The organism is Zoogloea sp. (genome assembly GCF_041911615.1).
Taxonomy (GTDB): Bacteria; Pseudomonadota; Gammaproteobacteria; order Burkholderiales; family Rhodocyclaceae; genus Zoogloea.
In genome coordinates this window covers 11,236-37,616 of record NZ_JAYROR010000090.1, presented here as the reverse complement: position 1 = coordinate 37,616, position 26,381 = coordinate 11,236, and the positions used below count along the sequence as shown (strand labels likewise).

Annotated in this window: 21 protein-coding genes and 1 riboswitch; of the genes, 4 read left to right on the top strand and 17 right to left on the bottom strand. The window is 68.7% G+C overall.

Features of this window, described 5'->3' with window-relative positions; genetic code table 11:
* Positions 1-36 precede the first annotated feature (36 nt).
* Together ACE3P2_RS10810 and ACE3P2_RS10805 are read right to left on the bottom strand one after the other, a co-directional pair.
* The gene (locus tag ACE3P2_RS10810) at positions 37-882 is read right to left on the bottom strand and encodes a 23S rRNA (adenine(2030)-N(6))-methyltransferase RlmJ (protein WP_374264280.1); all 846 of its coding nucleotides are present in this window, start codon (positions 880-882) and stop codon (positions 37-39) included.
* Positions 883-973: 91 nt separating this feature from the next.
* The gene (locus ACE3P2_RS10805; protein ID WP_374264278.1) at positions 974-1,333 is read right to left on the bottom strand and encodes a nucleotide pyrophosphohydrolase; all 360 of its coding nucleotides are present in this window, start codon (positions 1,331-1,333) and stop codon (positions 974-976) included.
* A 251-nt stretch (positions 1,334-1,584) separates the two neighbouring features.
* Between ACE3P2_RS10805 and ACE3P2_RS10800 the strand changes: the two genes are divergently transcribed.
* On the top strand, positions 1,585-2,106 hold the full coding sequence (locus tag ACE3P2_RS10800; protein WP_374264276.1) for a gamma carbonic anhydrase family protein: 522 nt from the start codon (positions 1,585-1,587) through the stop codon (positions 2,104-2,106).
* 75 nt (positions 2,107-2,181) lie between these two features.
* Here the strand turns inward: ACE3P2_RS10800 and ACE3P2_RS10795 are convergent, their stop codons facing one another.
* On the bottom strand, positions 2,182-3,039 hold the full coding sequence (locus tag ACE3P2_RS10795; protein WP_374264274.1) for an endonuclease/exonuclease/phosphatase family protein: 858 nt from the start codon (positions 3,037-3,039) through the stop codon (positions 2,182-2,184).
* A 273-nt stretch (positions 3,040-3,312) separates the two neighbouring features.
* Here ACE3P2_RS10795 and ACE3P2_RS10790 point away from each other — a divergent pair, with 273 nt between their 5' ends.
* Positions 3,313-4,161: an HDOD domain-containing protein gene (locus ACE3P2_RS10790; RefSeq protein ID WP_374264272.1), complete on the top strand. Its 849-nt coding sequence runs from the start codon at positions 3,313-3,315 to the stop codon at positions 4,159-4,161.
* Between the two features lie 12 nt (positions 4,162-4,173).
* Here the strand turns inward: ACE3P2_RS10790 and ACE3P2_RS10785 are convergent, their stop codons facing one another.
* The 13 genes from ACE3P2_RS10785 to ACE3P2_RS10725 are packed head-to-tail and all read right to left on the bottom strand — an operon-like array spanning position 4,174 to position 20,884.
* Positions 4,174-6,153 carry an alginate lyase family protein gene (locus ACE3P2_RS10785; protein WP_374264270.1) on the bottom strand — a complete coding sequence of 660 codons (1,980 nt, stop codon included), beginning with the start codon at positions 6,151-6,153 and terminating at the stop codon, positions 4,174-4,176.
* Positions 6,146-7,540, bottom strand: a complete 1,395-nt coding sequence (locus ACE3P2_RS10780) for a phenylacetate--CoA ligase family protein (RefSeq protein WP_374264268.1) — start codon at positions 7,538-7,540, stop codon at positions 6,146-6,148. The genes ACE3P2_RS10785 and ACE3P2_RS10780 overlap by 8 nt, the downstream gene beginning before the upstream one ends.
* A 7-nt stretch (positions 7,541-7,547) precedes the next feature.
* The gene (locus ACE3P2_RS10775; RefSeq protein WP_374264266.1) at positions 7,548-8,639 is read right to left on the bottom strand and encodes a glycosyltransferase family 4 protein; all 1,092 of its coding nucleotides are present in this window, start codon (positions 8,637-8,639) and stop codon (positions 7,548-7,550) included.
* Positions 8,632-10,059, bottom strand: a complete 1,428-nt coding sequence (locus tag ACE3P2_RS10770; RefSeq protein ID WP_374264264.1) for a hypothetical protein — start codon at positions 10,057-10,059, stop codon at positions 8,632-8,634. The genes ACE3P2_RS10775 and ACE3P2_RS10770 overlap by 8 nt, the downstream gene beginning before the upstream one ends.
* Before the next feature lie 30 nt (positions 10,060-10,089).
* Entirely contained in the window at positions 10,090-11,526 is a 1,437-nt protein-coding gene (locus ACE3P2_RS10765; RefSeq protein WP_374264262.1) for a hypothetical protein, read from the bottom strand.
* Between the two features lie 14 nt (positions 11,527-11,540).
* Positions 11,541-12,272: a WecB/TagA/CpsF family glycosyltransferase gene (locus ACE3P2_RS10760; RefSeq protein WP_374264260.1), complete on the bottom strand. Its 732-nt coding sequence runs from the start codon at positions 12,270-12,272 to the stop codon at positions 11,541-11,543.
* The gene (locus ACE3P2_RS10755) at positions 12,269-13,873 is read right to left on the bottom strand and encodes a hypothetical protein (RefSeq protein WP_374264258.1); all 1,605 of its coding nucleotides are present in this window, start codon (positions 13,871-13,873) and stop codon (positions 12,269-12,271) included. The genes ACE3P2_RS10760 and ACE3P2_RS10755 overlap by 4 nt, the downstream gene beginning before the upstream one ends.
* 25 nt (positions 13,874-13,898) lie before the next feature.
* Positions 13,899-15,131, bottom strand: coding sequence for a hypothetical protein (locus ACE3P2_RS10750; protein ID WP_374264256.1), 1,233 nt, complete (start codon positions 15,129-15,131; stop codon positions 13,899-13,901).
* Positions 15,128-16,357, bottom strand: coding sequence for a hypothetical protein (locus tag ACE3P2_RS10745; RefSeq protein ID WP_374264254.1), 1,230 nt, complete (start codon positions 16,355-16,357; stop codon positions 15,128-15,130). The genes ACE3P2_RS10750 and ACE3P2_RS10745 overlap by 4 nt, the downstream gene beginning before the upstream one ends.
* Positions 16,357-17,250, bottom strand: coding sequence for a polysaccharide biosynthesis tyrosine autokinase (locus ACE3P2_RS10740; protein WP_374264252.1), 894 nt, complete (start codon positions 17,248-17,250; stop codon positions 16,357-16,359). The genes ACE3P2_RS10745 and ACE3P2_RS10740 overlap by 1 nt, the downstream gene beginning before the upstream one ends.
* Positions 17,251-17,265: 15 nt before the next feature.
* Positions 17,266-18,657: a chain length determinant protein EpsF gene (gene epsF, locus ACE3P2_RS10735; protein ID WP_374264250.1), complete on the bottom strand. Its 1,392-nt coding sequence runs from the start codon at positions 18,655-18,657 to the stop codon at positions 17,266-17,268.
* A gap of 11 nt (positions 18,658-18,668) precedes the next feature.
* Positions 18,669-19,502: a polysaccharide export protein EpsE gene (gene epsE / locus ACE3P2_RS10730; RefSeq protein WP_374264248.1), complete on the bottom strand. Its 834-nt coding sequence runs from the start codon at positions 19,500-19,502 to the stop codon at positions 18,669-18,671.
* On the bottom strand, positions 19,502-20,884 hold the full coding sequence (locus tag ACE3P2_RS10725) for a hypothetical protein (RefSeq protein ID WP_374264246.1): 1,383 nt from the start codon (positions 20,882-20,884) through the stop codon (positions 19,502-19,504). The genes epsE and ACE3P2_RS10725 overlap by 1 nt, the downstream gene beginning before the upstream one ends.
* A 206-nt stretch (positions 20,885-21,090) precedes the next feature.
* Here ACE3P2_RS10725 and ACE3P2_RS10720 point away from each other — a divergent pair, with 206 nt between their 5' ends.
* A complete protein-coding gene (locus tag ACE3P2_RS10720) occupies positions 21,091-22,482 on the top strand; it encodes an undecaprenyl-phosphate glucose phosphotransferase (RefSeq protein WP_374264244.1) in 1,392 nt (463 codons plus the stop codon).
* Between the two features lie 82 nt (positions 22,483-22,564).
* Here the strand turns inward: ACE3P2_RS10720 and ACE3P2_RS10715 are convergent, their stop codons facing one another.
* The gene (locus ACE3P2_RS10715; RefSeq protein WP_374264242.1) at positions 22,565-23,977 is read right to left on the bottom strand and encodes an MBL fold metallo-hydrolase RNA specificity domain-containing protein; all 1,413 of its coding nucleotides are present in this window, start codon (positions 23,975-23,977) and stop codon (positions 22,565-22,567) included.
* 206 nt (positions 23,978-24,183) lie between these two features.
* Positions 24,184-24,391, top strand: a riboswitch (cobalamin riboswitch).
* Between the two features lie 195 nt (positions 24,392-24,586).
* On the opposite strand from ACE3P2_RS10715, the gene ACE3P2_RS10710 reads away from it, so the two are divergent.
* Complete coding sequence (locus ACE3P2_RS10710; protein WP_374264240.1) at positions 24,587-26,128, top strand: hypothetical protein; 1,542 nt, start codon at positions 24,587-24,589, stop codon at positions 26,126-26,128.
* Positions 26,129-26,381 lie beyond the last annotated feature (253 nt).

Below are 26,381 nucleotides of genomic sequence, written 5' to 3'. Positions count from 1 at the left end.
GTGGGGCCAGGCGTGTCGTGGCAGCCAGGCCGGCGATCAGGGAATCTCGTATTCCAGTTCGTACTTGGCGCCGTCGTCCAGGCCGAGCACATCGACGAGATAGGGCATGACCTTCTTCAGCGTCGGTGGCAAGGTCCACGGCGGATTCACGATGAAGAGCCCGCTGCCGTGCATCCCGAAACCGTCTTCAGACGGCGCGTGTACGTCGAGGCTCACGTGCAGCCAGCTGGTGATCGGCAGGCGCTTGAGCTTCTCGGGAAGTTCGCGCGAGGCCATGCTGTGCAGCTTCGGGTACCACACGATATAGGTGCCCGTCGGGAAGCGACGCAGGCTTTCCTTCATCATCGACACCACGGTACGGTAGTCGGTCTTCACCTCGTAGGGCGGGTCGATCAGCACCAGCGCGCGACGGGTCGGCGGTGGCAGGAAGGCGTTGATACCCGTGAAGCCGTCCTGCTCGAGGATGATCGCGCGACTGCCGGCGTCCTCGAAGGTTTTGTTGAGCAGCCGGTTGTCGGCCGGATGCAGCTCGAACAGGCGCATCTTGTCGTCCGGTCGCATCAGCGGCGCGGCGCAGCACGGCGAGCCCGGATACAGTCGCAGCTTGCCGCCCGGGTTCAGGTCGCGCACCACACGCAAGTATTCCTTCAGCTCGGTGGGCACGTCCTTGCGCCCGAGGAGGCGGCCGACGCCCTCCTCGTACTCGGCGTTCTTGCGGGCGAAGGCTTCGTCCAGCGCGTAACAGCCTGCGCCGGCATGGGTGTCGATGTACCAGTAGGGCTTGTCCTTCTGGTTGAAGTATTCCAGCACCTGGACGAGGACAAAGTGCTTGAGCACGTCGGCGTGGTTGCCGGCGTGGAAGGCGTGGCGGTAACTCAGCATGGATGATGGCCCCGGCGGACGGGACGGACAGGTTCGAAGGAATCAGGGGTGCGATGCTAACACCTCGACCAGCGCCCCGCCTCACCGCCGGTCAATCGGCGGCGTCGTATTTGCGGCGCGAGCCGCGAAAGCGCGCCACCGGGTATTTTGCTTCGTTCTTGGCGAGCTTGGCGCGTGTGGCGGCGTCCAGGTCGATGCCGGCCTTGTCGGCGATCAGCAGCAGGTAAAGCAGCACGTCGGCGCATTCGTCCTCCAGGGCTTCGCGGCCGTGGAGATCGTCGGGCAGCGTGGCGATCTCGGCATCGGTCTTCCACTGGGTCAGTTCCAGCAACTCGCCGGCCTCGAGGTTAAGGGACACGATGAGATTGCGCAGCGAATGAAATTGCGCCCAGTCGCGGGCATCGCGAAAGGCCGTGACGAGCCGCGTCAGGGCGTCCAGGTCGCCTGACATTGCTTATTGGCCCACGCCGCGCGGCGTGGGTCGTCCCGGCGCGGCGAGTCGTGTCCGAGCCATGAGTTTCCTTCTCCGCGGGCTGTCGCGAAGTGTCTCGAAAATGCCGCTAAGCCCTTATTTCGCTTAATGAAAGCGCATCAAAAAGGCGCGTTTTTCGTTGCAATCGACTGTCACCCTGATATTATGCGCGCTCTTCGTCCGGCCATTCGGCGGCACGGGCGAAACTCAACCATAACAGGAAAAATAAAATGCCGATCTACCGCCTCGGAGAACACATCCCGCAAATGCAGGACGGCGTCTGGGTTGCCGATACCGCCACGGTCATCGGCGACGTGCATCTCGGTCGCAACGTGAACATCTGGTTTGGCGCAATCCTGCGCGGCGACAACGATCCGATCACCATCGGCGAGAACACCAACGTGCAGGACGGCTCCGTGCTCCACACCGACGATGGTGTGCCCCTCGATATCGGCGCCAACGTCACCATTGGTCACAAGGTGATGCTCCACGGCTGCACCGTGGGCGACGGCTCGCTGATCGGCATCAACGCGGTGGTGCTCAACCGCGCGGTGATCGGCAAGCACTGCCTGATCGGCGCCAACTCGCTGATCCCCGAGGGCAAGGTGATCCCCGACCGTTCGCTGGTATGCGGTTCGCCCGGGCGCATCATCCGCGAGCTTACCGATCACGAGATCGCCAAGCTCCAGGCCAGCGCCGACGGTTACGTGAAGAACGCCCTGCGCTACCAGGACAAGCTCGAAAAGCGCTGAACATGCGAAACGGCCCCGAAATCGGTACAGATTTCGGGGCCGTTGTCCTTGATCGGTACAGATCGGGCCGACTCGTCAGTCCAGGGTCAGGATGATCGGCTGATGGTCCGACGCGGCGGTGGCCTGATCCACGGCGACCGCCTCGACGCGATCCACCAGGTCGGCGCTCACGAAGAAGTAGTCGCAGCAGTAGGGTCGATCGGGCCACTCGGCGCCGTTGAGGCCCACCGTGCACATGTGGGGAATGTCGCCGTAGCAGCAGCGCCAGGCGTCCTCCCAGCCCGACACGTCGGCGCTGATCGGTGCGGTCATGCGGTAATACTCCGGGCTGCCCGGTTCGCAGTTGAAGTCGCCGCAGACGATTGCCGAAGCGGGCCGCGCGAAAACCGCGAAGGGCGTGCCCTCGGCGCCTTCCTTTTCGACCATTCCACCGGCTTCGACGAGCCGCACCGCGTCACACTGCAAGGTGTGCAGGGCCACGATCTGAGTCATGCGCTGCACCCGTGAGTAGTACTCGAGATGGGTGTTGAGCACGCGCACGGGCCCGCTGGGCGCCTCGACGATCAGTTCGATGCACACCCGCGGCATGCTCGGCACCGCTTCTTCCGGGGGGCGCGGGAGGCTGTGGCGAAAAACCTGCCCAACCGGCAGGCGCGACAGCGTCAGGTTGCCGAAGCTGCTGCGCCCGCCGCGTCCGTCGGGCATGTCCACCGCGGTGGCGAAGTGCACGCTGTAGCCCGGAAAGGCCTCGGCGAAACGTCCCACGCCATCCACCGGCTGGCCGCCCTGCAGCGCCGCAAAGCCGACCGCGACCTCCTGCAGGCAGATCACGTCGAAATCGCCCAGCGTGCGAATCGCGGAGATGGTGCGCGAGAGGTCGACGACCCCGTCGGCGCCGCGGCCCCACTGGATGTTCCAGCTCAGTAGTTTCATCGGTAAACCTTTTTTCAAGCTCGACGGCCCAGGCACGGATACCCGCTTTGAGCGTTGCCGAAAAGCATAGCAAGCTTGCCGTCATTCCTCCGCCTCAATCCTCCGGCGGGCGTGCGCAATTGCCGCTCGCTGCAAAGCTCGGACACGATCGGCGGGCATATGTCACACCTGTGTACCATGACAGAGGATACTTGAATCCACCGACGAGGATTAAAGCGCCCCCCTCCGCTGCCGTAAACCTCTTCGTCTCCTGTTTGCCGAGCCGCCACTGCCATGACCACGCCCCAGGAACTCGTCGCCTGCGTCGAAAAACTCGCCAGCCTGCCTGCCGTCTATCACCGGATCCGCGCCCTGCTCGACGATCCGGACAGTTCGATCCACGAGGTTGCCGATGCCGTGGCCGGCGATCCGGCGATCACCGCGCGGGTGCTGCGCGTTGTGAACAGCGTGCTGTACGGCTTCCCAGGAAAAGTCGAGACGGTGACCCGCGCGGTCAATCTGATGGGTATGCAGCAGGTGCACGATCTGGTGCTGAGCACCGCCATCGTCGGCACGTTTTCGGGCATCCGGCCGGCCCGGATGCACATGACGCGCTTCTGGCAGGCGTGCATCTTCCGGGGTCTGGCGGCGCGGGCGGCGGCACGCCAGCTGGGGACCGGCGATCCGGAGCGGATGTTCGTCGAAGGGCTGCTGGCCGACATCGGCCATCTGGTGATGTTCCAGGGCGATCCGGAAGGCGCCAGCGCGGCGCTCGAAGCCGCGAAGACCCGCCGGATTCCCCTCCACGAGGCCGAACTGGCGGTGGTCGGGTGCAATTACGCCGAGGTCGGCGCGGCGCTGGCCTCCGCCTGGCACCTGCCGAGCGGCTTCGCGGCGGCGATCGGCGCCCAGCTGTTGCCGGCCCTCGGCGGCCCCCACGTGACCGAAGCCGCCCTGCTCCACCTGGCCAACCAGATCGTCGCCACCGACGAAGACGAAGCCGCGGACGAAATCGCCCTGCAAAACCTTGACCCGATGACGGTGGCGATGCTCGAACTCGACGTCGAGCGGATCGCCGCGATTCGTCGCGCGGTGCACGACGAGCTCGCGGCGGTGATCGCCCTGTTCTTTCCCCAGGCCTGACCCGGGCTGCGCTCAGAGACGGCGGAAAACCGTCTCGATGTGCTCGCCGGCCGCAAGCTTGCCACGCCACACCACGGTGGTGCTGGGCACCAGACGGTCGTAGCCGCGCGAGACCCAGCCGGCCAGCGGCGTGTCGGAGCCGTGCAGGATGCTCACCTCGCCGCCTTCGGGCAGCAGCATCAGCAGGCACACCGGGCCGTTGGCGACGGAGATGCCGTCCGGCGTGCACGTGAGGTTGCAGTGCTCGCTGAAATGCCAGTGCAGCGCCACCGCCTGCTCGCTGCCCGATTGCACCTCGTCGGTCACCGTCAGCTTCCCGCTGAGCCGCTCGAGCGTCCAGCTGCGGCGATGCACCGGCCGGCCGGCGAGACGCCGATAGCCGTCGTGCTCGGCCACCAGGCGGTCGGCGATGCGGGTCGTCTCGCGCTCGAGCACCGTTGTCCTGTACTTGCGCACCCACATGAACTTGCCGCCCGACACGGCCTGATCCTCGTCGCCGATGCTCAAGGTGTTGTGCATCGCCGTGCCGCGGAAGCCGTCGCGCCAGGCGCGCGGGCCATGGTAGGTGCCGGTCCCCGGGTCGACCAGAAATTCCCGCCCGGCCACCGACAGGGTGAACGACAGCGCGTCGGCGTGGCCGTGGGCGGCGATGCCACCGAGGCCCAGCGGCGCGGCGTCGGCCACGATCCGCAACTCGTCCGGCGTGTCCAGGTTGGCGCCCAGGACGTAGATGCCGCCGTCGGGAAAGTCGGTGCGGGCGGTGGCCGGTGCGGCCTGCAGCAGCAGCGCGTCGAAGGGCGCGCAGGCTTCGCGGCCGAGCAGCCAGCGGGTACGGGCGTCCACGTAGCCCGCCTTGCGGGCGAGACCGGCGTTGGAGAACAGCACCGCACCGCTGGCGAGCTGGCTCTGGAACGGGCAGCCGCCGGCGGCGAGCGAGAATCCGCTGACGCGGCCGTCGTCGGCATCGCCGAACATCGGTACGTTACCGCCGGCGTCCATAATGGCCGCGACGTATTCGAGCATCGCCTCCATGCGCTGCCAGTAGGCCTCGGAGAACGGCTTGCCGGTGGCGCGGGCGGCGAGCCCTGCGAACAGCAGGAAATCCCACACGAACTGCTGGTAGGCGGTGGTCTGCTCGCGATTGACGCCGTCCGGCGCGTTCTGGGCCAGCGCCTCGCGTTCCAACCCTTCGCGGGCGTGGCGCCGCCACTGCTTGGCTTCGTCCCAGAACGGCCAGGTCGCACCCGCCACGAACAGCCCGGCCAGTTCGCCGATCAGGTGGTTGTTGGCCGAGGAGTGGCGCGACGGGTGGCTGCGGATGAACTCCGCGTGGCGCCACACGCTGCTGAGCCAGTCGGCGCGCAGCACCTTGCCCACCGGGTGTTCGAACAGCGGCGACTGCAGGCCGCCGATCAGCTGCCAGACGATCGACCAGTTGATCAGGCGGATGCCGGCTTCGAGGGCGCTCGACCAGTTGGGGCCCAGCGGGTATGGGCATTGCACGAACCAGCTCTCCAGCAGCGTGCCGATGCCTTCGAGAAAGCGCATGTCGTTGGTGGCCTGCCAGGCCTGGGCCAGACACACCAGTTCGAGGTGGCGGTTGGGCTCCCACAGGTATTTGATGTCGCCGGTCACCGCCGTGTCGCGGAACGACATCACCTTGCCGTAGCTCAGCGGCAGCAGCGCGCCGTTGTCGGGGTTGCGGTTCCATTCGGGCGGAAAGCCCAGCGCCACCGCGTCCCGGGCGAACAGGCGCCAGTGGCCGGAGAGGATCTCGTTGGCGCGCTGGATCACCGGGGCGGTCTGCTCGGGCAGCTCGCGCGGGAGCCAGCGGGCGCCGACGCGGTCGAGGCGCACCATCGGCACATCCACCGGCGCACGGCGGCGCTCCATGGCCTGGGTGGCGGTGGAGCCGGCGCGGCCCACGATTTCGGCGACGGACATGCAGCGCAGGCGGTTCCAGTACCACCCGACCTGGTTGAGGCTAGACATCGGTTTCATTGCTCCCACTGAGCCGGCTGACGATCTGCCGGAATTTTCCATTCCGCGTGCGCGCGATCTGCGCGACGCGTTCGATGCGTACGATGACCTGGGCGCCCAGGCGGTCGCGCGCGCGCAGCAACAGCGCCTGCTCCTCCCGGTGGCCGAACTCCGGTCCCGCGACGATGCGGATGCACACCTCGTCGAGGCGTTCCTGCACCACCTGGGCTTCGACCAGGCCGAAGAGGCCGGAGAAGATCCAGTCCAGCATCACCACGTGGCGGCCGTCGGGGGTGCGGATCGCGTCGTCCACCCGCCCGAGCACCCGCTCCACCACCCGGAAGCTGCGCCCGCAGGGGCAGGCGAAGCCGGGATCGGCCAGCACCACGCGGTCGTCGGCGCGGTAGCGTAGGAAGGGCATCACGCGGTTGCCGAAGCCGGTGGCGATGAGGTTGGCGGTGCCGTCGCCGTTGGTTTCGAATTCGACGCGGCCGTAGTCCTCCATCACGTGGTAGTGGCCGTGCTCGCAGGTGCCGATGGCGGCCACCCGTTCGAAGGCGCCATACCAGTCGAACACCGGGCAGCCGAAGCGCCTGGCGATGATCCGGCGCTCGGCCTCGCCCAGGGTTTCGGACGAGGTGACGATGCCGCGCAGGGATTTGCCCCGGTAGTTGCGGTCGTGCTCCTCGAGCCAGCGGGCGAGGTAGCCCACCGACGAGGGGTAGGCCTGGATCATCACCGGGTCGAACTTCTCCAGCGCCTCGATGTAGCCGGCGCCGTTCTGGGGCGTGAGGTGGTAGGAGGACAGCATCAGCATGTTCTCCGCCCGGTTCATGCGCCACAGGGTGCCGTCGGCCTGGCGCGACGGCACCACCGGATCGCCGCGCAGCCAGGCGCGCCGTTCGCCCCGGCGGTAGCCCGCCCAGCGCGCCTGGCGCTCGACGAAGGCCTGTTCGAAGGCAATCGAGGCGCGGTCGCGCCAACCCGCCATCGCGCGGCCGGTGGTGCCGCTGGTGGAGCCCTTGAAGCGCAGCCAGGGCCCGCCTTCGGCCAGCAGGCGCTCGCCGGCGGCAATCACCTCGTCCTTGGTCAGCACCGGGATCTCGGTCAGGTCGTCCAGCGAGCGCCAGCGCCGCGGGTCGATGCCCAGGCGCGCGAACATCTCGCGGTAGTACGGCACCCGCCGCCCGGCATGCAGGGCCAGGGCGCGCATCGCTTCGAGCTGCAGCGCCGACCATTCGGCGGGCGCCAGCCACTGGCTGCGTTCGATCGCGGCGGTGGTGCGACGCACCACGCCCTGGGCGGTGATCACGCTGCGCAGGCGGCTGGTGAGGGCCAGGAGTTCTTCCTGCACGCCCGGGGAGGCGTGGCGGTAGAGCTTGGAATGACTAGAAAACATGATCGGCTCAGTCCTTCTTTTCGCGCGCCGGTTCGTCCAGCGTGCGCCAGGCCGCGGCAAGCAGGCCGCGCACCCGTTCGATGCCGTAGCCGTCGAGCACCCGGCGGCGGCCCGCCTCGCCCATCCGGCGGGCGAGCGCGGCGTCGGCCAGCAGCGGCTTGAGTGCGGTGACCAGCGAGGCGACGTCGTCCGGCTCGGCCAGCAGGCCATTCACGCCCTCGCGGATCACCTGCGGAATGCCGCCGACGCGGGTGGCCACCACCGGCAGGCCGGCCGCCTGGGCTTCGAGCATCGCCATCGGGACGCCTTCAAAGCGCGACGGCAGCACGAAGATTCCGGCGCGGGCGAGCAGGCAGGCCTTCAACTCGCCGGCGACCCAGCCGGGCAGCTCGACGCGTTCGCTCATGCCGGCGGCGGCCACCGCCGCGCGTACCCGGGCCAGGTCGCCCTCGCCGGCCATCACGAGACGCAGCTCGGGGCGCACGCCGGCCAGTCGCGCCAGCGCGTCGATCAGCACGAAAGTGCCCTTCTCCTCTTCGAGCCGGCCGAGGAACAGCAGGGTTTGCGGCTCGCGCTGCACGTCGGTGGGCAGGGTCACGGGCAGCACCGGATTGGGCAGCACCCGTACGTCCGGGTGGCCGATGGTCTGGCGTAGCCAGCTCGCCCAGGTTTCGGAGAGTACGAATACCACCCGCGCGCCGCGCACGGTGCGCGCGATCCACGCCCGTTCGAGCGCCGAGGCGCCGGCGTGGTAACGGTCGAAGGCGCCGCCGTGGAGATGGAAGATGTACGGCTTGCCGGCCAGCCGGGCGAGGCCCAGCAGCAGGCTCTTGCGCCGGAAGCTGGCGTTGGAGGCGGAATGGGCGTGCACCGCCGCCACCTGGCCGGTCGCCAGCAGGCCGCCGAAGCGCAGCAGCGCCACCACAAAGGCCAGCAGCTTGGCCAGCGCGCCGCCATCCACGTAGGTGGCCAGATGGCGCACGGCACGGCCGTCCTCCAGCCCGGCATCGCGCCAGACGCGCAGCACCGAGGCGATGCCCCCGCGGGCGTCCGGTGCAGGCCCCAGCATCACCAGCAGCGGTCGTTTTCGCTCAGGCATGGAGCGCGTGACCGTGTTCGCCGATGTGCTGGACGATGGTGCGCAACTTGCCGTTGGGCGTGCGCAGCACGTGGTCCACTTCCTTCAGCTCGGCGTCGACGAGGCCGTGGAACTTGCTCTGGAAGAACTGCTGCAGTTCGGAGCGGGTGTCCTGGCCGAGGCCCTGCTCGGTCTGCAGGCACACCACCAGCCGGCCGGGTTCGAACTGCTCGTACTGCACCGCCTCGACGCGGGTAAAGGCCGGCGGACGCAGGCCGCCCACCGAGGTCATCGGGATCGCCCGGCCGTCGCGGCCGTAGATGAAGTCGGAATCGCGGCCCTCGATCCGTTCGAGCACCGCGAAGCCCGGCAGGCGCGGGTGCGCCGGGCCGGCCGACCAGCGCGCGATGTCGCCGGTGCGGTAGCGCACGAAGGGCATCACCCGGTTGTCGAAGCCCGTCACGACGATCTCGCCGGACTGCCCCGGACGGGTGATCGGCCGGCCGGCACGATCCACCAGCTCGACCTTGCCGTACAGAGGCCACACGAAGTAACGCGGATCGTCGGCCATCGAGGCGGCCATCACGGCCCGCTCGGAATGGCCGTAGTGCAGCAGCACCGGGCAGTCGAACACCTGGCGGATGGTGTCGAGCATGAAGGGCTCGACGGTTTCGGAGAACAGCTGGATGCCGCGGATGCCGGCCGCGAAGCGCGACTTCGGATCGTGCTGGGCCAGCCAGCTGGCCAGCAGGTACACCGCCGACAGGTAGCCCTGGATGCCGCTCACCCGATGGCGCCGGGCGGCGTCCAGGTGTTCGGGCATCAGTTCGGGGGTGAGGTGGTTGGGGCTCACCGGGAGCATCCGCTTGATCGGATCGTAGGTGTGGGTGATGCCGGCCTCGGCGCCGCGCACGTTGCGTCCGCGCAGCGACAGGATCACCGCCCGCCGGGAAAGGCCGAGACGGCGGTTGAAGCTGTCGATGTAAGCGGTTTCCTTGCAGCGGGTCAGGCCTCGTTCGAGCAGAAAGCGCAAGGGCTCGGACGACGAGCCGCTGGTCTGCATCGGCAGCTCGGCGGCGGCTGGCCGGGCGACCGAGCGGTAATCCTGCGGCCGCGACTTGAGGTCGGCGCGGCAGGTCAGCGGAAAGGCGGCGAGCCAGGTCTCGACCGGATCGCCCTCGCGCAGCAGGGGGCGCACCGACGCGTAGGCCGGCACGGTTTCGGCGGCCCAGCGCAGGGTGCTGCGCAGGCGCGCTTCGGCGAGCTGGGCGAGCTTTTGCGGGCAGTTCAGCTGGGCTTCGTTCAGGAAGCGGCGGTAGCTGGCCCCGTAGCGCACGCGCTTGGGCAGGCAGCCGTAGGCCAGCCCGATCGGGGTCTTGATCCACTGGGGTGCGTCCAGGTACTTGCCCAGCCAGCGGTAGAGACGGTCTTCGACGCTCATGACGGTTCTTCTTGTTCGTGATCGCGGGGCTCAGGCCTGTGCCGGCGCGCTCGCGGCGGGCGCCGCGAGGTGCTGGATCATCAGGCGGCGCTTGCCGCGGGCGGTGCGTTCGATATGCGGTACGACCTGCAGTTCGGCATTCACCATGCCGAGCAGCTTGGTCTTGAAGTAGTCGTCGATCACGGCCAGCACGGCGGGGTCGAGCGGCGTGGCCGACTGCAGGCGCACGACGATGTGGCCCGGCACGTGCTGCTCGTACTGGGTCGCCTCCACCTGCAGGAACGCCGGCGGCCGCAGCCCGCCCAGGGAAGCCACGGGAATGCGGCGCCCGTCGCGGGCGACGAAGTAATCGTTGTTGCGCCCGTCGATGCGTTCGAGCACCGGATAACCCGGCAGCGCGGGGTGCGGCGGCTTGTCCGACCACATGGCGAGGTCGCCGGTGCGGTAGCGGATGAAGGGCATCGCCTTGTTGTCGAACCCGGTGGCGACGATCTCGCCCTGCACGCCGGGCGCGGTGATCGTCTGGCCCGCCTCGTCGATCAGCTCGACGTGGCCGTACAGCGGCCATACGAAATAGCGGTGGTCGTCGGGCATCGAGCCGGCCATCACGGCCCGCTCGGAATGCCCGTAATGCACGAGCACCGGGCAGCCGAACACCCGCTCGATGAGCGCCACCATGCCGTCGTCGGCCGATTCGGAGAACAGCTGCACGCCGCGCACCGCTTCGGTGAAGCGCGGGTGGGGATGGAAGTCGAGCCAGCGCGCCAGCTCGTACACCGCCGACGAATAACCCTGGATGAAGCGCACGCCGTGTTCGATGGCGGTCTCCACGTGGGCGGGCATGTAGGCCGCGTCCAGGTGATTGGGGCTGATCCACAGCATCCGCTTGATCGGCTCGAAACTGTGCAGCGGGCCGGCGTCGGCGGCCGCGCCGCGGATGTTGCGGCCGCGCAGCGAGAGCACCACGTCACCCCGGACAAGGCCGATGCGCTGACTGAAGGCCTCGATGTAGGCCGCTTCCTTGGCGCGCGAGACACCCTTGTGGAGCGAGAACTTGAACGGCTCGGCCACCGAGCCACTGGTCTGCATCGGCAGGCGTTCGGCCTCGCCGCAGGCGGTGGACAGGTAGGCCTGCGGATTACGCTTGTAGTCGAGCTTGGTCATCAACGGGAACAGCGCCAGCAGTTCCTCGGCCGGTATGTCGGTGAGCAGCTGGGTGGCCAGTGCGGCGTAGGCCGGCACGGTCTGGGCGGCCCAGCTGAGGGTCTCGCGCAGACGCGACTCGGCCAGACGCTTGATCTCGCCGGGCGCGGCGAGTGCCGCCTCGGCGCGATAGCGGCCGAAATCCTTGCCGTGACGCAGGCGGTCGGGCAGCAGGCTGTACAGGCGGCCCAGCGGCTCCTTGATCCACTGGGGGGCGTCCATGTAGCGCTTGAGCCAGCGGTAACCCCAGTCTTCGATCGCCATCGTGCCTCCCCCGCTCAGCGCCGGACCCACTCGCGCGCGAACAGCGCGACGAAGGCCATGTCGTCGATGAAATAGCGGCGGAACATGCGCCGCGGTTCCTGCAGGAAGCGGTAGAACCATTCCAGGCCGGCGTTCTGCATCCACACCGGCGCACGCTTGACGAGGCCGACGGCCACGTCGAAGGTGCCCCCGACGCCCATCGCGAACGGGATCTGCATCGCCGCCTGGTAGCGGGCGAGGAATTCCTCCTTCTTGGGCGAGCTGATCGCCACGAACAGGATGTCCGGGCGGGTGACGGCGATGTCGGCCACCACCCGGGCTTCTTCCTCGGGCTTCCAGTAGCCGTTGCGGTAGCCGGCCAGGGTCAGGCCGGGATAGCGCGCCGGGTAGATCCGCGCGACGCCGCTCACCACCTCCTCGCGAGCGCCGAGCAGGAACACCCGCCAGCCCTTCTGGGCGGCGCGGGCCATCAGCGCCTCGAACAGATCGACGCCGGTGACGCGCGCCTTGAGCGGCTTGCCGAGCAGACGCGAGGCCCACACCACCGGCATCCCGTCGGCGTTGATGAGGTCGCAGCCGTTGATGATCTCGCGCAGCGCGGGATCGCGGCTGGCCTTGACGATCTTGTCGACATTGACCACCACGTGCTGGTGTGGCCGGCCCGAACGGATGAAGCCGTCGACCACGCCGAGGGTTTCCTCCATGTCCAGGTTGTCCACCTTGCAGCCCATCAGATCGATTCTCATTGCGCTTTTGTTCCGTCGGAATTATCCCCAGCCCCTTCCGGGGCCCGCGTGGTGTAGGCCACGGGTCTGCGGCCGCGCACAGCGGCAAAACGTGACCGTCTTGTCAGGTAGTCGAAAACAGTGAGTCCGGCCTGGTGGCTCAGGGTGTGCACACAGGCGATGCCGGGCTGCCAGCCGGGATCGATGCGCTGCTCGGTGTGCTCCACGTATTCGGTGGGCGTGAGCGTCTCGATGCGTCGCAGGCTGAGGGCGTGGCCGTATTCCGGCACGCAGACCTGGGCGGGACGCAAGAGCTTGCCGTCGTGCTCGAACAGCGGCCCGGCCGGCCGGGCGAAGCGCGCGTCCGCCACCACCGGGTTAGCCGCGTGGGGCTGCCACGGGCCGAAGGGCGAGTCGGCGTAATAGGCGTGCAGCTCGTCGTGCTTGTCGGCGCCGGGCTCGGTAACGTTGCCCAGCAGCCACCAGCGGCCGTCGTGTTCGAAGAGCGTCGCATCGACCATGTCGATGCCGGTGAGGATGTCGGCGGCCTTCTCCCACTTGTCGGGCAGGCCGACACAGCGATACAGCTCGACACTGCGGTTGGCGCCGCTCTCGGGCACCATCCACAGCGCGCCGTTCCAGGCGAACAGGAAGGGGTAGGACAGGTGCCAGGGGCGCTCCATCACCGGCACCGGCGGCGCCCAGCTGCGGTCCGGCTTGACCCGGATCGCCTTCAGGGTGCCCTTCCCTTCCTTGTAGATCACCTCTTCGATGAACACCCACCAGCCACCGCCTTCGGCCGGCCACACCATCGGGTCGGCCCAGAAGCGGTCGGCCGGCGGTTCGATCAGCGTCGCCCGCGCCGGGTCGAGGCAGATCTCGTCGCCGAAAGCCAGCGCCAGGCCCCACTGCTCGCGGCTCAGCGCCTTCACGGCCGAGCGCGACACGGTGCGTTGCAGCAGCGTCGCGAAACGCGTCGTGGCCCCCGTCGCGGCCGCGCTGGCCGGCGCGGTGGCCGGCACCGTGCTGCGGCCGCGCGGGGTCATGCCGTCGTCGGCAAGGCGCAGCAGCGCGCGGCGAACCATGCCCATGCCCTTGGCGATGGCGCGGCGCCGGTTGCGGCGAATCGAGAAGGTGCAGGACGCGCCCAGCGAGGCGTCCAGCACCTCGCCGCCGCGCAGCGCCTCGAGGCGGATCACGGTGCTGTCGCTGCCCGTCACCACCGGCGCGGCGCCGGCCAGCGGGTCCACCGCCGGACGGCCGGCGAGCATCAGCGTCCATTGCTCGGCGGGGCCGTCGGCGAGCAAGGCCGGCGCGGCACGCAGATCGAGTAGCACGTCGCAGCCCTGCCCGGCCAGCCACGCCGACGGCGTGCCAAGCTCGGGCCGCCATTCGGCCACGCCCTCTGGCGCGACGAGGCTCACGTGGCGCAGCGGCGAGGCGCCCCGGTCGAAGACCAGTTCGTCGACCCGGTCGGCCCAGTCGGGCTCGGGCAACGTCGCGCTGTCGCGCAGCAGGCCGACGAGGGTGATACCCGGCAGGGCCGCACAGTCGCCCACGAGGCGGACGACCCAGCTCGGCACCGGCCCGGCCGGCAGGAAAACAGCAAGGCGGACTTTCATCGGCACTCCCGGTGGGGCAGCGTGTTCATGCGAAAACCTCCGGCGCCCGGCGCTGCACGGCCCGGCGCAATAACAGGTTGCGCGACAGGGTCGCGCCAAGAAGAACGACAAAAAGGCTCAGCACCGCATCGACGCCGCGCGGCGCCACCGCCATCACGCCCGCGCAGGCGACGACGAAGAACAGCAGCGACAGGACGTTCACACGCAGGGGCAGACGCGTCTCCTCGACGGTCTGCAGGTAATTGGCTTCGGGCAGCACCAGCTGACCGACGTAGAAGCTCGCCAGCTGGAGCAGGAAGATCGCGCTGGCGCCGGCCAGGGCGAAATCCGGCCGCTGGCCCCAGGCCGCCAGTGCCGCCCAGGCGACGATCGCCACCAGACTGAGGCCGCTGTTCATGCGCACCAGCCTGCGCCGCAGCGCATCCACGCTGGCCCGCACCTCGGCGCTGCCCTGCTGACGCACGACCCGCGCCAGGGCCGGCAGGGCGTTGAAGCTGAGGGCACGCGGAAACAGCAGCAGCACGCTGGTGAGGCTGCCGATCAGCGCCACCAGGCCGCCGTAGCCCTCGCCCGCCACCCGCACGGTGAGTGGCACGAGGATCATCGACATGCCGGCGCTGACGAAATTGAGGGCCGCCTGTTCGGCCGCGGTGCGGGCGCTGCCCGTCGGCAGGCGCGCGTCGCCGCCCCGGGCCTGGCGGGCCAGCAGCGCGAAGCCGGCCACCCCGAGCAGCGCGCTGGGCACCGCCAGGGCGGCGTAGGCCATCCAGCCCCGCGTGCCACCGAACAGCGCAATGCCTACGGCGAGCAGCGCGACCAGCAGCGTTTCGAGCACCAGCAGCGCACGGTAGGTGGCCAGCGCCAGCCCGTAGTGGCGGGCCAGGGTGTAGGCCGTCCAGCCGGCCAGCAGCAACGCCGTCCAGCCCGGCTCGAACAGCCAGCCGCCCCACGCCAGCAGCGGCAGCGGCAGGCAGGCCAACGCGGTGAAGGTCAGCGCACCGCGGGCGAGGCCGAGCATCACCGGCGCGCTCTTCCCCTCCCCCGCCACCGGCACGCGAGCCAGCACCAGCGCCGACCAGCCCACCGCCGAGAACAGGCCCAGCATCATCGCGATCGACAGATCGTTGGCGAAGCGCCCCAGCGCCTCGGTGCCGCAGATCGTCTGCACCAGCGCGAAGTGCAGCAGGCGCTGGCCGCCGGGCGCCGCGGTCACCGCCAGCACCTCGCCTCGGCGCATCAAGGCCGCGAAGCCGCTCATCGGGTGTCCTCCCGCTGGCGTTGCCAGGCCGCGGTGGCGGCCACCAGGGCCAGCGGCATCAGCAGGCTGGCCTGGGGACGGAACATGATCCCGTTGGAAAACGCGGTGGAGGCCACCAACGCGGCCAGCAGCGGCAGCGCGACCCCCGGCGGAAACGCGCCCGCCCACACCACCAGCACCGCGATGATCGCGCCCAGGCCGAGAATCCCCTGCTGGTTGAGCAGGCGAATGAAGTCGTTGTGCGAGTCCTTGGCGCTCCACCACCAGACTTCGGAGACGATCCAGTCCGAGCCCTCGCCGTGGCCGAACAGCCATTCGAGCAGCGTGCTGTTGGCGAGGATGTCGATCTTCTGCAGCCACATCGAGAAGCGGCCCGAGGTCACCTCCACCATCTCGTCCCAGGACGGCAGGTGGATCAGGCCGAACAGCAGCGGCACGAAGGCCAGCGCCAGCCCCACCGCCACCGCGACGAACATCGCCACCGGCGCCATGCGGGTACGCTGCACCAGCACCACCGCCCCGAAGGCCAGCGCCGCCACCATCGAGGTGCGCACGCCCCAGCCGTAGAACACCAGCAGCACCGAGAACAGCAGCAACCCGACGAACACGCGGCGTCCCAGGTGGCCCGCCTCGAACAGGTACAGCGACAGGCCCGCGCAGACCACCACGAGGTAGGAGCTGGTGTGCAGCGAAGCGAAGTAAACCGGCCAGAACGGTTCGCCACCCCGGTTGAGCGACGGCGGCATGACGATCAGCGCGAACACCATCAGCACCCAGATCAGGGCCAGGGTGATGCGCAGCAGGCGGATCAGCAGCACCGGCTCGCGCTCGAACAGGCGCAGCAGCAGCACCGAGAGCAGCGGCGGCGTGACGATCTTGAAATACTCGAACACCGCGGTGGAGAAGTTGAAGCCGGTCAGCGACTCGGTCATCAGGAACGACGCCAGCCCCACCGGCACGGCCACCAGCATCAGTGGCGCCCGCTGCAGGATCGCGTCGGCGTAGGTCACCAGCCCGGCGAACAGGGTCGCCAGCAAGGCCGCGTCGGCGAGCCGGTTGTAGATGGATTCGCCTTCCGCGTCGATCACCGGCTGGGTGAGCAGCACCGCCACCAGCAGCTTGCCCCACAGCGCGATGAAGATGCCCCACGCAAAACGCCGCGACACCCGCGCCTCGAAGGGCGTCGGCGTGCCGAGCGGCAGCGGGGCGGAAAGCGTCGCGCTCATCAAAAGTCCAGCAGCACGCCGCCGATCACCAGCACGCCGGCGTCGCGCAGACTGGCCGACAGCGCCGCCACCCGCTTGTGGGCGGAGGCATGACGGCGGGCCACCACGACGGCACAGCCGCAGGTGGCGGCGACGAGTTGGGCGTCGGCGCCCACTTCGTCGGCCGGGGTGTCGACCAGGGTCATCTCGAAGGCATCGCGGGCCAGCGCGATCTGTGCGCCGAAGGCCGGGCGGGCCAGCAACTCCTGGGGGTTGGGCGGCACGATGCCGGCCTGCAGCACAGACAGGTGGTCGAAGCGCGAATGGGGCTGGATCGCCCCGCCCTTGTCGCCCCGCTCGGCCAGCCGCGCCGCCAGACCGCCGGCCGGCGGCAGGCGGAACAGGGTTTGCTGGCGCGGATTGCGCAGATCGCCGTCCACCAACAGGGTGCGCTCGCCCAGTTGCGAGAACACCACGGCCAGGTTGGCGGCGAGCCAGCTACGCCCCTCGCCGCGCGCCGCGCCGACGATGGCGACGCTGCGCAGCAGCGGGTTGGCCATGCGCCGCAGCACCAGCTGACTGCGCAGCTTGCGCAACGCCTCGACGCGCGACGAGCCCGGCTCGAAGGCCGCCACCAGCTCCGGGTCGGCGCCCTGGTCGCCGGCCGACAGCACCGGGTAGTCGAACTGGCGCGACAGGGCGGCATGTACGTCGGCCTGGCTGACCAGACCGAGTTCGATGGCCGCCGCGCCGAAGGGAATGCCGCGCTCGCGCTGACGGGCGGCGACGCGGGCCACCGCGTCGGCCGGCAGGCGGCCGGTGGAGACGAGGATCTCGCCCAGGTTGGGGAAAGCCACCGGCGCTTTTTCGAAGGCCGACAACGGGTTACCGCTGCGGCTGGAAAGGGTTTTCATGTCCATGATGGCTCCTCAGGCGCGCCGCAGGGCGGGCAGGAAACGCGTCGGCGCGGCCGTGGGGGCACCTTGCGCCGCCACGGGGCTCGAGATTTCGGCCAGCAGCGGTGCGCCGATGGCGTCGGCCAAATCGTCGGCGCCGCGCACCCGACGGTCGATCAGCTCGCGCACGATGCTGACCGCCATGCCCAGCAGCGCGCCGATGAAGATCGCCAGGCCGAGGTTGAGCAGCAGCTTCGGGCTGGCCGCCTCGGTGGGCGGCACGGCGTGGGAGAGCAAGGCCACGTTGCCCTGGCGCGACTTGCTCTCGAGGCTGGTCTGGGTCAGGCGGGCCATCACCAGGTCGTAGGCCTTCTGGGCGCTGTCCACCTCGCGCTGCAGCACGCCCATCTCGTCGCGCTGCTGCTTGAGTTGCAGCACGCGCTGCTTCTGGGCCTCGAGACGGCCCTTGAGGTCGCCTTCGCGGGCCTGGTTGATGCGGGTGTTGGTGCCGACCACCGCGGCGACGTTGCCGGACTCGGCGCGCAGGCGGGCGCGCAGCGAATCCACCTCGCCCTTCACACGCTGATACTGGGGATGGTTCTCGCCCAGGTAGCCTGCGAGTTCGGAGAGCTTGGCCTCCTGGCGGGCCAGGTCGATCTTGAGGGCCTGGATCAGCGGGCTGGCGGTGACTTCGTTGCTGCTGCCGCCCTGGCGCTGGCGCGACGCCGTCTCGGTGCTCTGGGCCTGGACGGCGGTGAATTGGGTGGACAGTTCGGTCAGGCGCGCGCTTTCCAGGTCGAGCTTCTCGTCGCCCACCAGACCGTGGGTCCGCTGGAATTCGGACAGGCGGGCCTGGGCGTTCTCGAGGTTGGCGCGCAGGGCCTTGGTGTGCTCGTCGAACCAAGCGGCCGACTGCTTGGCCGGCTCCACCTTCAGCTCCAGGTCGGTCTCGAGATAGGCCTTGGCCAGGGCGTTGGCGTAGTCGGCGGCGAACTTCGGGTCGTCGGCCGTTACGGTGACGGTGAGCACGTTGCTCTCGTGGGACGGGCTGACCTTGACGTATTTCTTCAGGCGTCCGGCGATCCAGCGGTTGGCGTCGCCCTGCCCGCCGGAGGCCTTCTGCCACTTCTCGGCCCAGCGCGGCATCTGCGCCACCTTGAGGGCGGCCACCGCCCGCGCGCCCACGCGTTCGCTGGCCATGATGTCGGCCTGAGTGGCCAGGAAGCCCGGCGTGGTAGCGCCGCTGCCCGGCTGCACCACCAGCGGATCGCCGCCGCGGGACTCGACCACCACTTCGGTGGAGGCGACGTACTGCTTGGGCAGCAGCAGGCTGACCACCAGGGCCAGCACCACCACGCCGCCCCACACGCCGAGCAGTTCCTTGCGGCGGGCCTTGAGTACGGCCAGGATTTGAGCGATTCCCATGTTCGGTCCGATCAGAAGAGCGCCTCGCGGACGACGACCACGTCGTCGGCCTGCACCGGGTCGTTGAGCTGCGGGGTGAGGATGCGGGTGGTGCCGTCCTCGCCGCGGCGATGGATGCGCACGCCGCGCTCGGTACCGCGCTGGTTCAGGCCACCGCCCATCGCCAGCGCCTGCAGCACCGTCATCTGGCGCTCGATGCGGTAGGCGCCGGCGCGCTGCACCTCGCCATACACGTACACCTGGGGCGCGCGATTCACGTAGAGGGTGTCGCCGGCCTGGATCGGCACGTCCTTTTCGGGCGTCCAGGTGACGAACAGGTCGGTCACGTCGATCTCGGCGCGCACCCGACGGCCGCCGCGCATACCGGTCAGGATCACCTTGTCTGCGCCCTGGGGGGCCATGCCGCCGGCCAGGGCCAGGGCGTCGGTCACCTTCATCGCGGTGCTTTCCAGCGGATAGCGGCCGGGCCGGGCGACCTGGCCGAGCACCGCCACCTGGGCGCCGCGCACCTGCTGGAGCACCACCGTCACCTGGGGCTGGAGCACGTAGCCGCCCTTGCGCAGCCCGTCGGCGATGGCCTTTTCGGCCCCGGCGACGCTGAGCCCCCCCACCTGCACGTTGCCGACCAGCGGGTAGCTGATCGCTCCGGTCTCGGAGACGCGCGTCTCCAGGCTCAGGTCGGGGTTCTGGAACACCGAGATCTTCAAGCCGTCGCCGGGCCCGAGGCGGTATTCCTGCGCCGCCGGCTCGGCCACCCCATCCTTCGCCACCGCCGGCGCGCTCGCCAGCACACAGCCGGCGACCACCGCGCCGAGCCAGGCCTTGCCGCGCATCCAGCCATTCATCAAAACACCCACTGCAGACTCCCCGCCAATGTCCAATAGTTGAAACTCAAGCCCGCCTCGCTGGATTCACGCCGCTCCCGCGTCAGGGCGGTGATCCAGCGCGTGCGAGGCGCCAGTTGCCAGGTGCCGGCGACGGAGGCCAGCATCGATTTGTCTTCCCGCTGGGCGCCGGTGCTGACCCCGAAGCCCGGATCGCCCCGGTACTGGGCGTCGCGCCACTCCAGCCGGCTCTCCACGCGCAGCTTGGTCGAATAGGCCCAGACGGCCCCCAGCCGCAGCCCCTTCACGGCCACGTAGTTGGAGACGAAGTCCTGCGCCGGCTCGATGTCGTAGCGCAGCGTGGTGCCGAGCGTCGTGCGCGGCGTGACCTGCCAGTCCAGCCCGAGCATCGCGTTGCGGCCCGAGTAGTTGTTCTGCGGAAAGCGCTGGTAGGTGCGCGTCACCGAGCCCACCCGCCCGAGCAGCCGGGTTCCGCTGCGCAGCGGCAGGTTGGCTTCGGCGAACAGTTCATCCTGGTCGAAGCGCGATTCCGACAGCCCGGTGCTCGTGATCGGTGCGTTGGGGTACTGCCCCTGCGCCCGCCGGCGGGTGATCGCGACCACCGCGCCCGATTCCGGGACATAGCGCAGCACCGTGTCGAGCCCGGTGAAATCGATCTCGTTGCTCGGCCGCGAACCGTCCGGATAACGCCGGCTGCCCTGGGCCGCCTGCACGCCCACCTGCCAGTCCGGCATCAGCTGGTAGAAGCCGCCGGCGCTCACCTGGCGGGTCACCGCGAGGCTGCGCTGCTGCTGCCGGTAGTACGCAAAATCGTCCATCGCCTCCCGGTGTTCCGCCGCGAGCTCGCCTTTCCAGTCGGGGCCGGCGCTCCAGCGCCAGCGGCCCACCGCCGTGTTGGCGTTGTTGTTCAAGAAGTCGAAGGCGCCGTAGCGCGTCATCGACAGTTCGTATTCGAGTACCAGTTGCTGTCCGGCGTAGGACTTGTCCAACCCCAGGCCGAGCTTCGTCACGCTGTACCAGTCGCCCATTCCGGCAAGCCCCGCGGCCTTCGCCGCCGCCGCGCCGGAGAGGCGGAACAGGTTGCTGTCGTAGGTCAGCGTTTCGCCCAGGCTGATCCGCGATCCGATGCCCTTGCCCAGCGGCAGGTCGATCGGATCGCTGCCGCGCATCTCGGCGGCGATCCGCGCCGAGGCCTCGCTGAGCCCGCGGGTCAGCGCGAGCTCGGGCGGATCGAGCTCGTCGCTCTCGAAGAGCAGACCCGGCCGCTCTGCTTCACCCAGCATGATCGAGACGCGCAGGGGCGACGGTTCGCTGGCGAGCGCCGGAAAGCCGGCCCCGACGAGCAGCAAAACACCCCCGACACGAACACCAAATTCACGCAAATCCGCACCTCAGTTGGCAAGTTGCAGCATCTTGAGGGAGGATCAAATGAAATCAAGCCAAATTTTACGCATTTTGCAAATGAACCCCATCTGAGCACAGTTTTTTGCAAAAAAATTCACATATCCAATAAATTTGACATTAACGTACCCCAACTTACAGTACAGTCCGCATCAATTCAGACAACCCACGTAGCCGATACCCCGCCATGCAGGCCGCCATCGAACGTCACGACCCGGGCATCAAATCCCACCTGTCGCTGATCTCCATCTTCGAGGCCCTTCTCGACCCGATCGCTTTTTCCGGCAGCCTGCTGGCCGTCGCCAAGTGGTTTGGCGTTGCCTGGCAACCGGCTTATCTGGTGCTCGCGATCACGGTCTTCCTGCTCGCCCAGCCGATGCCGATGCACATCGACAGCGGCCTCAAGGCGCTCTATCGCGGAAGCTGGGTGAAGGGGGTGGCGGTGTTCGGGGTGCTCTCGCTGATCGGCTTGATCACCGGTTTCGGCAACGCCTACGCGCCGGAAGTCCTGCTCACGTGGTTTCTCGTCGGCCCCGCCACCGCGGCGCTGGCGCGCCACGCCGCCCACAGCCTGACGCCGATGGTGATGGCCCGCGCGGGCTACCGGCAGCGGGCGGTGATCGTCGGTGCCAGCCACGCCGGCCTGGCCGTGGCCGACCGACTGGAGCGCTCGCGGCGCGTCGGCAAGCGCCTCCTCGGTTTTTTCGACGACCGTCACGCGGGGCGTCACGCCCGTTCCGGTATCCGCCACCTGGGGCAGATCCGCGATCTGGCCGACTACGTGCGCAAGCACGACGTGGACGTGATCTACATCGCCCTGCCGATGAGCAGTCAGCCGCGCATCCTCCAGTTGCTGGACGAACTGCGCGACACCACGGTGTCGATCTACTTCGTGCCGGATTTCTTCATGACCGACCTGATCCAGGCGCGTCTCGACGACCTGGGCGGATTGCCGGTGGTGGCCGTTTGCGAATCGCCCTTCACCGGCATCAACGGGCTTTGCAAGCAGGCGTTCGACTTCGTCGTCGCGGCGCTGATTCTGGTGCTGATCTCACCGCTGCTGCTGCTCATCGCCATCGCGGTCAAGCTCACCTCGCCCGGCCCCGTGCTGTTCCGCCAGTACCGCTACGGCCTCGACGGCGAGCGCATCCTGGTTTACAAATTCCGCTCGATGACGGTCTGCGAGAACGGCGACACGATCACCCAGGCCAAGGTCGGCGACAGCCGCGTGACGCCGCTGGGCGCTTTCCTGCGCCGCACCTCGCTGGACGAACTGCCCCAGTTCATCAACGTGCTGCAGGGGCGCATGAGCGTGGTCGGACCGCGTCCCCACGCGGTGGCCCACAACGAGACCTATCGCAAGCTCATCAAGGGCTACATGGTTCGGCACAAGGTGCGCCCGGGCATCACCGGCTGGGCGCAGGTGAATGGCTGCCGTGGCGAGACCGAAACGCTGGACAAGATGAAGCGGCGCGTCGACTACGATCTGGAATACCTGCGCAAGTGGTCGTTCTTCATGGACCTGCGGATCATCCTGCGCACCATCGGCCTGATCCGCAAGGACCCGAACGCCTACTGAGCGGCCTGCTCCCCGTCCAGGCAATGCAAAGGGCGCCCATGGGCGCCCTTTTTATCGTCGACCGACCACGCTGCGGATCGGTCTAGAGTTCCACACTTTCGCCCTGCCGGGGCAGGCGCACGTCCTGCCACCCGAGGCGTTGGCGGATCGCCTCGGCAAAGGCCGCCGACGCCGAGGCTTCGCCATGAACCACGAAGGCGTGCCGCGGCGGCGTGTGGAAGTCGCTCAGCCAGTCGAGCAGCCCCGCCTGGTCGGCATGGGCCGACAGCCCGCCGACGGTGTAGATCCGCGCTCGCACCGGCACCGGCTCGCCGAAGATGTGCACCACCCGGGCGCCATTCACGAGGCGTCGCCCGAGGGTGCCTTCGGCCTGGAAGCCGGCGATCAGCACGCTGCATTCGCTGCGCGGCAGGTTCTCGCGCAGGTGGTACTTGATGCGCCCCGCCTCGCACATCCCGCTCGCCGAGACGATCACCGCGCCGCTGCGCACGTCGTTGAGGGCGCGCGAACCCTCCACGTCGGCGACGAACGCGATCTTCATCTTGTCGGGGTGCGCCTCGATCCAGGCGATCAGCTCGCGGGTCTCGCCGTCGAGGATCGCCGGATGGGCCAGGGTGATGCGCGTCGCCTCGTTGGCCATCGGCGAATCGACGTACATCTTCACCGGTGCAAGGCGCCCCCGCCGCACGAGATCGGCCAGGATGTAAATGATCTCCTGGGTCCGTCCCACCGCAAACGAGGGGATGATCAGATTGCCGTGGCAGGCGCGGGTACGCTCGAAGGCCGCGACGATCTCGTCCTCCGTCTCGGCCAGAGGGCGGTGCAGGCGGTTGCCGTAAGTGGATTCGATGAGCAGCACGTCGGCCGAAGGCACCACCTTTTCCGGGTCGTTCAACACCGGCCGGTCGCGCATCCCGATGTCGCCCGAGAACACCAGCCGACGTGGATGCGCGCCGCCGCTCACGGTCACCTCCAGCCAGGCCGAACCGAGGATGTGGCCCGCGTCGTGAAAGCACACCTTGACCGTCGGCGCCGGGTTGAAGGTTTCGCCGTAGGCCGTCGGCTGCAGCAGGTCCAGTGATTTCTGGGCCTGCGCCACGGTGTACAGCGGTGGCCGCACGCCCCGCTCGCCCTGGCCGCGCCGGTGCTGGTGGCGCAGCTGCCACTCGGATTCCTTCTCCTGGATGTGGGCGCTGTCGGGCAGCAGCACCGCCAGCAGATCGATGGTGGCCGACGTCGCGTAGATCGGCCCGCGAAAGCCCAGCACCGCCAGACGCGGCAGCAGGCCGGAGTGATCGATGTGGGCGTGGGTCAGGAGCACGAAATCGATGTCGCGCACGTCGAATCCGAAATCGAGGGCCCGCTGGTTCTTCGTGCGCGCCTCGCTGCCGCCCTGGAACATGCCGCAATCCACCAGAAAGCGCACATTCCCGGTCTCGACCAGGGTGCACGACCCCGTCACCTCGCCCGCCGCACCGAAAAAGCTCAAGCGCATGATTTTCTCCTCCTGACCCCGCCGAGCATGAACCTCGCCCCGGGCGATTGCAATGACGCAGGACAACCCACTGGCCGCGCCCCGACGCCGCAACCGCCGGCCGTCGCGCGGTGCAATGGGACATGGCGAAACTACATATCGGCAAATCTGCCCTCAAGAGCCCTACCCCTAGTAGCTCGTTATTGACAAGCCTGCCCCGGGCGACTAGCATTCGTAGCGTCATTGGTTCCCCGCCAGGGGATTGAAAGGGAAGCCGGTGCGAGGCACACGCCTCAATGCCGGCACTGCCCCCGCAACTGTGATCGGCGAGTTCCGCGCCCCCTCTCTGCCACTGGATTGCACCGCGATCCGGGAAGGCCGGCGCGAAACGCAGACCCGAGAGTCAGGAGACCTGCCGTGACCCATTCCTTCCGAGCTGCAAGGGCGGGGTGCCCCTGAGACAAGGTTCCTGCTGACGCCACTGCGCGCCAGCCCCCGGCGACGGGTTGGTCGGCCCCTGGGGCCGCGCGACGCCCGTCCGCGCCAGGTTCTCGCCCTGCTTCCATTGCTGCCGAAGGTCCGCTCACGCCGCCCCCGCCGCAGGGGTCGAGTCACCGCAGGTCGCACCCGATGAAGCAGCACGCGCTCCGCCTTCTCCACCTCGCTCACCGCTGGCTCGGCATCGCCAGCGGGCTGCTGATTCTCGGCTGGTTCGTCTCCGGGCTGGTGATGCTCTACGTGCCGTTCCCCAAGCTCACGCCCGACGAGCGCGTCGCTCATCTCGAGCCGCTGCGGGCCGAGTCACTCCGCCTCGCCCCGGCCGAAGCCGCCCGCGCCTGCGCCGGCGCACCCCGCAGCCTGCGGCTGGCGATGGGGGGCGGGCATCCGGTGTATCACTTCGTCACCCCCGACGGCGCCTGCAGCGTCCGCGCCGATGACGGTCGCCGCGTCGAGGTGTCGGCCGAGGGGGTGCGGGATGCCGTCCGACGCTTCGCGCCCACCGCCACGCCGCTGGCCATCGACCCCATCGAACGGGACCAATGGACCGTCTACGCCACCTACGACGTTCATCGCCCCCTGCTGCGGGTGCCTCTCGACGACGCCGCGGGCACCACGCTTTACGTCTCGTCCCGCAGCGGCGAAGTACTGGCCGACACCACCCGCTTCGAGCGTGGCTGGAACTGGATCGGCACGGTTGTCCACTGGATCTACTTCACCCCGCTGCGCGGCGACGACACGCGTCTGTGGCGCCAGCTGGTGCTGTGGCTGCCCGTGCCGGCCGTGCTCGCGGTGGGCGCCGGGCTTGCCCTCGGCGTCCAGCGGCTGCGACTGCGACGGCGTTATCCCCGCGGCGCCGTCACACCCTATCGGGGCTGGAAGCGCTGGCATCACCTGCTGGGCCTGGGCGCCGGCACGCTGGCGGCAAGCTGGCTGGTATCGGGCTGGCTCTCCAACCACCCGTTCGGGCTGCTGCCCTTCAGCGGGCTGCCCAAAGGCGCCACGCAGACCCTTGCCGGCCTCCCCTTCCGCCCCGCCGACGACCTCGGCCTGCTGCGCCGCCAGCTTGCCCAGGTCGAGGATGCCCGCGAGGCCGAGTGGTATCGCTTCGGCGGCCGCAGCTATCTCGAGGTGCGTACACCGGGCCACGTGACGCGACTCGACGATCTCGCCCGCCCTGCGCCCCCCTTCTCGCCGGAAGCCCTGGCTGCCGCCATCGAGGCCGTAGAGGGCCGGCCGGTGGACCGTGCCGAACTCATCCACGAACCCGATCTTTATTACTACGGCCGGCGCAATCAGGTCGTGCTGCCCGCCGCGCGCATCCGCGTCGCGGACGCCGAGGACACCACCTGGTATCTCGACCCGGCGACCGGCCGGGTACTGTCGCGGATCGACGACGCCAATCGCCTGCACCGCTGGGTGTTCAACGCCCTGCACCGCCTCGACGTGCCACCGCTGCACGCGCTGCCGGGGCTGCGCGAAGGGCTTGCGACGGCCCTGTGCGTGCTCGGTGCGCTGCTTGCCGGCAGCGGCTGCGTACTCGCGACCCGTCGACTTGCAAGGCGTCGCCGGAGCCCGGCGGCTGCGCATCACGCCGCTGTCGCAGTCCCGAAATGCGGCTCGGTGAGGCCGCCGTCTCCGGTCGTCGGCGCTCCGGAAGGCCCCGTCGGCTGAACGGTGTGACGTCGCTCCCACGCAGGAATTCGTCATCGCAGGCCGGCATTTTCCCGACAAATCAAAGGCCTGAGACGGTTTTCCGACGTTTTTTCATTGAATTTTCAGCCGAAAAACACTACTAAATGTAGTAGAAAAAAAAGTTTTAGCCCACTATTGATTTTTTTAAGTGTTTGTTTTTTAAGTTTAAAAATTTTTGCTCATTTCATCCTTCGGGGGTAAGCTATGCGCCGAATTAAATCCCTACCGATCA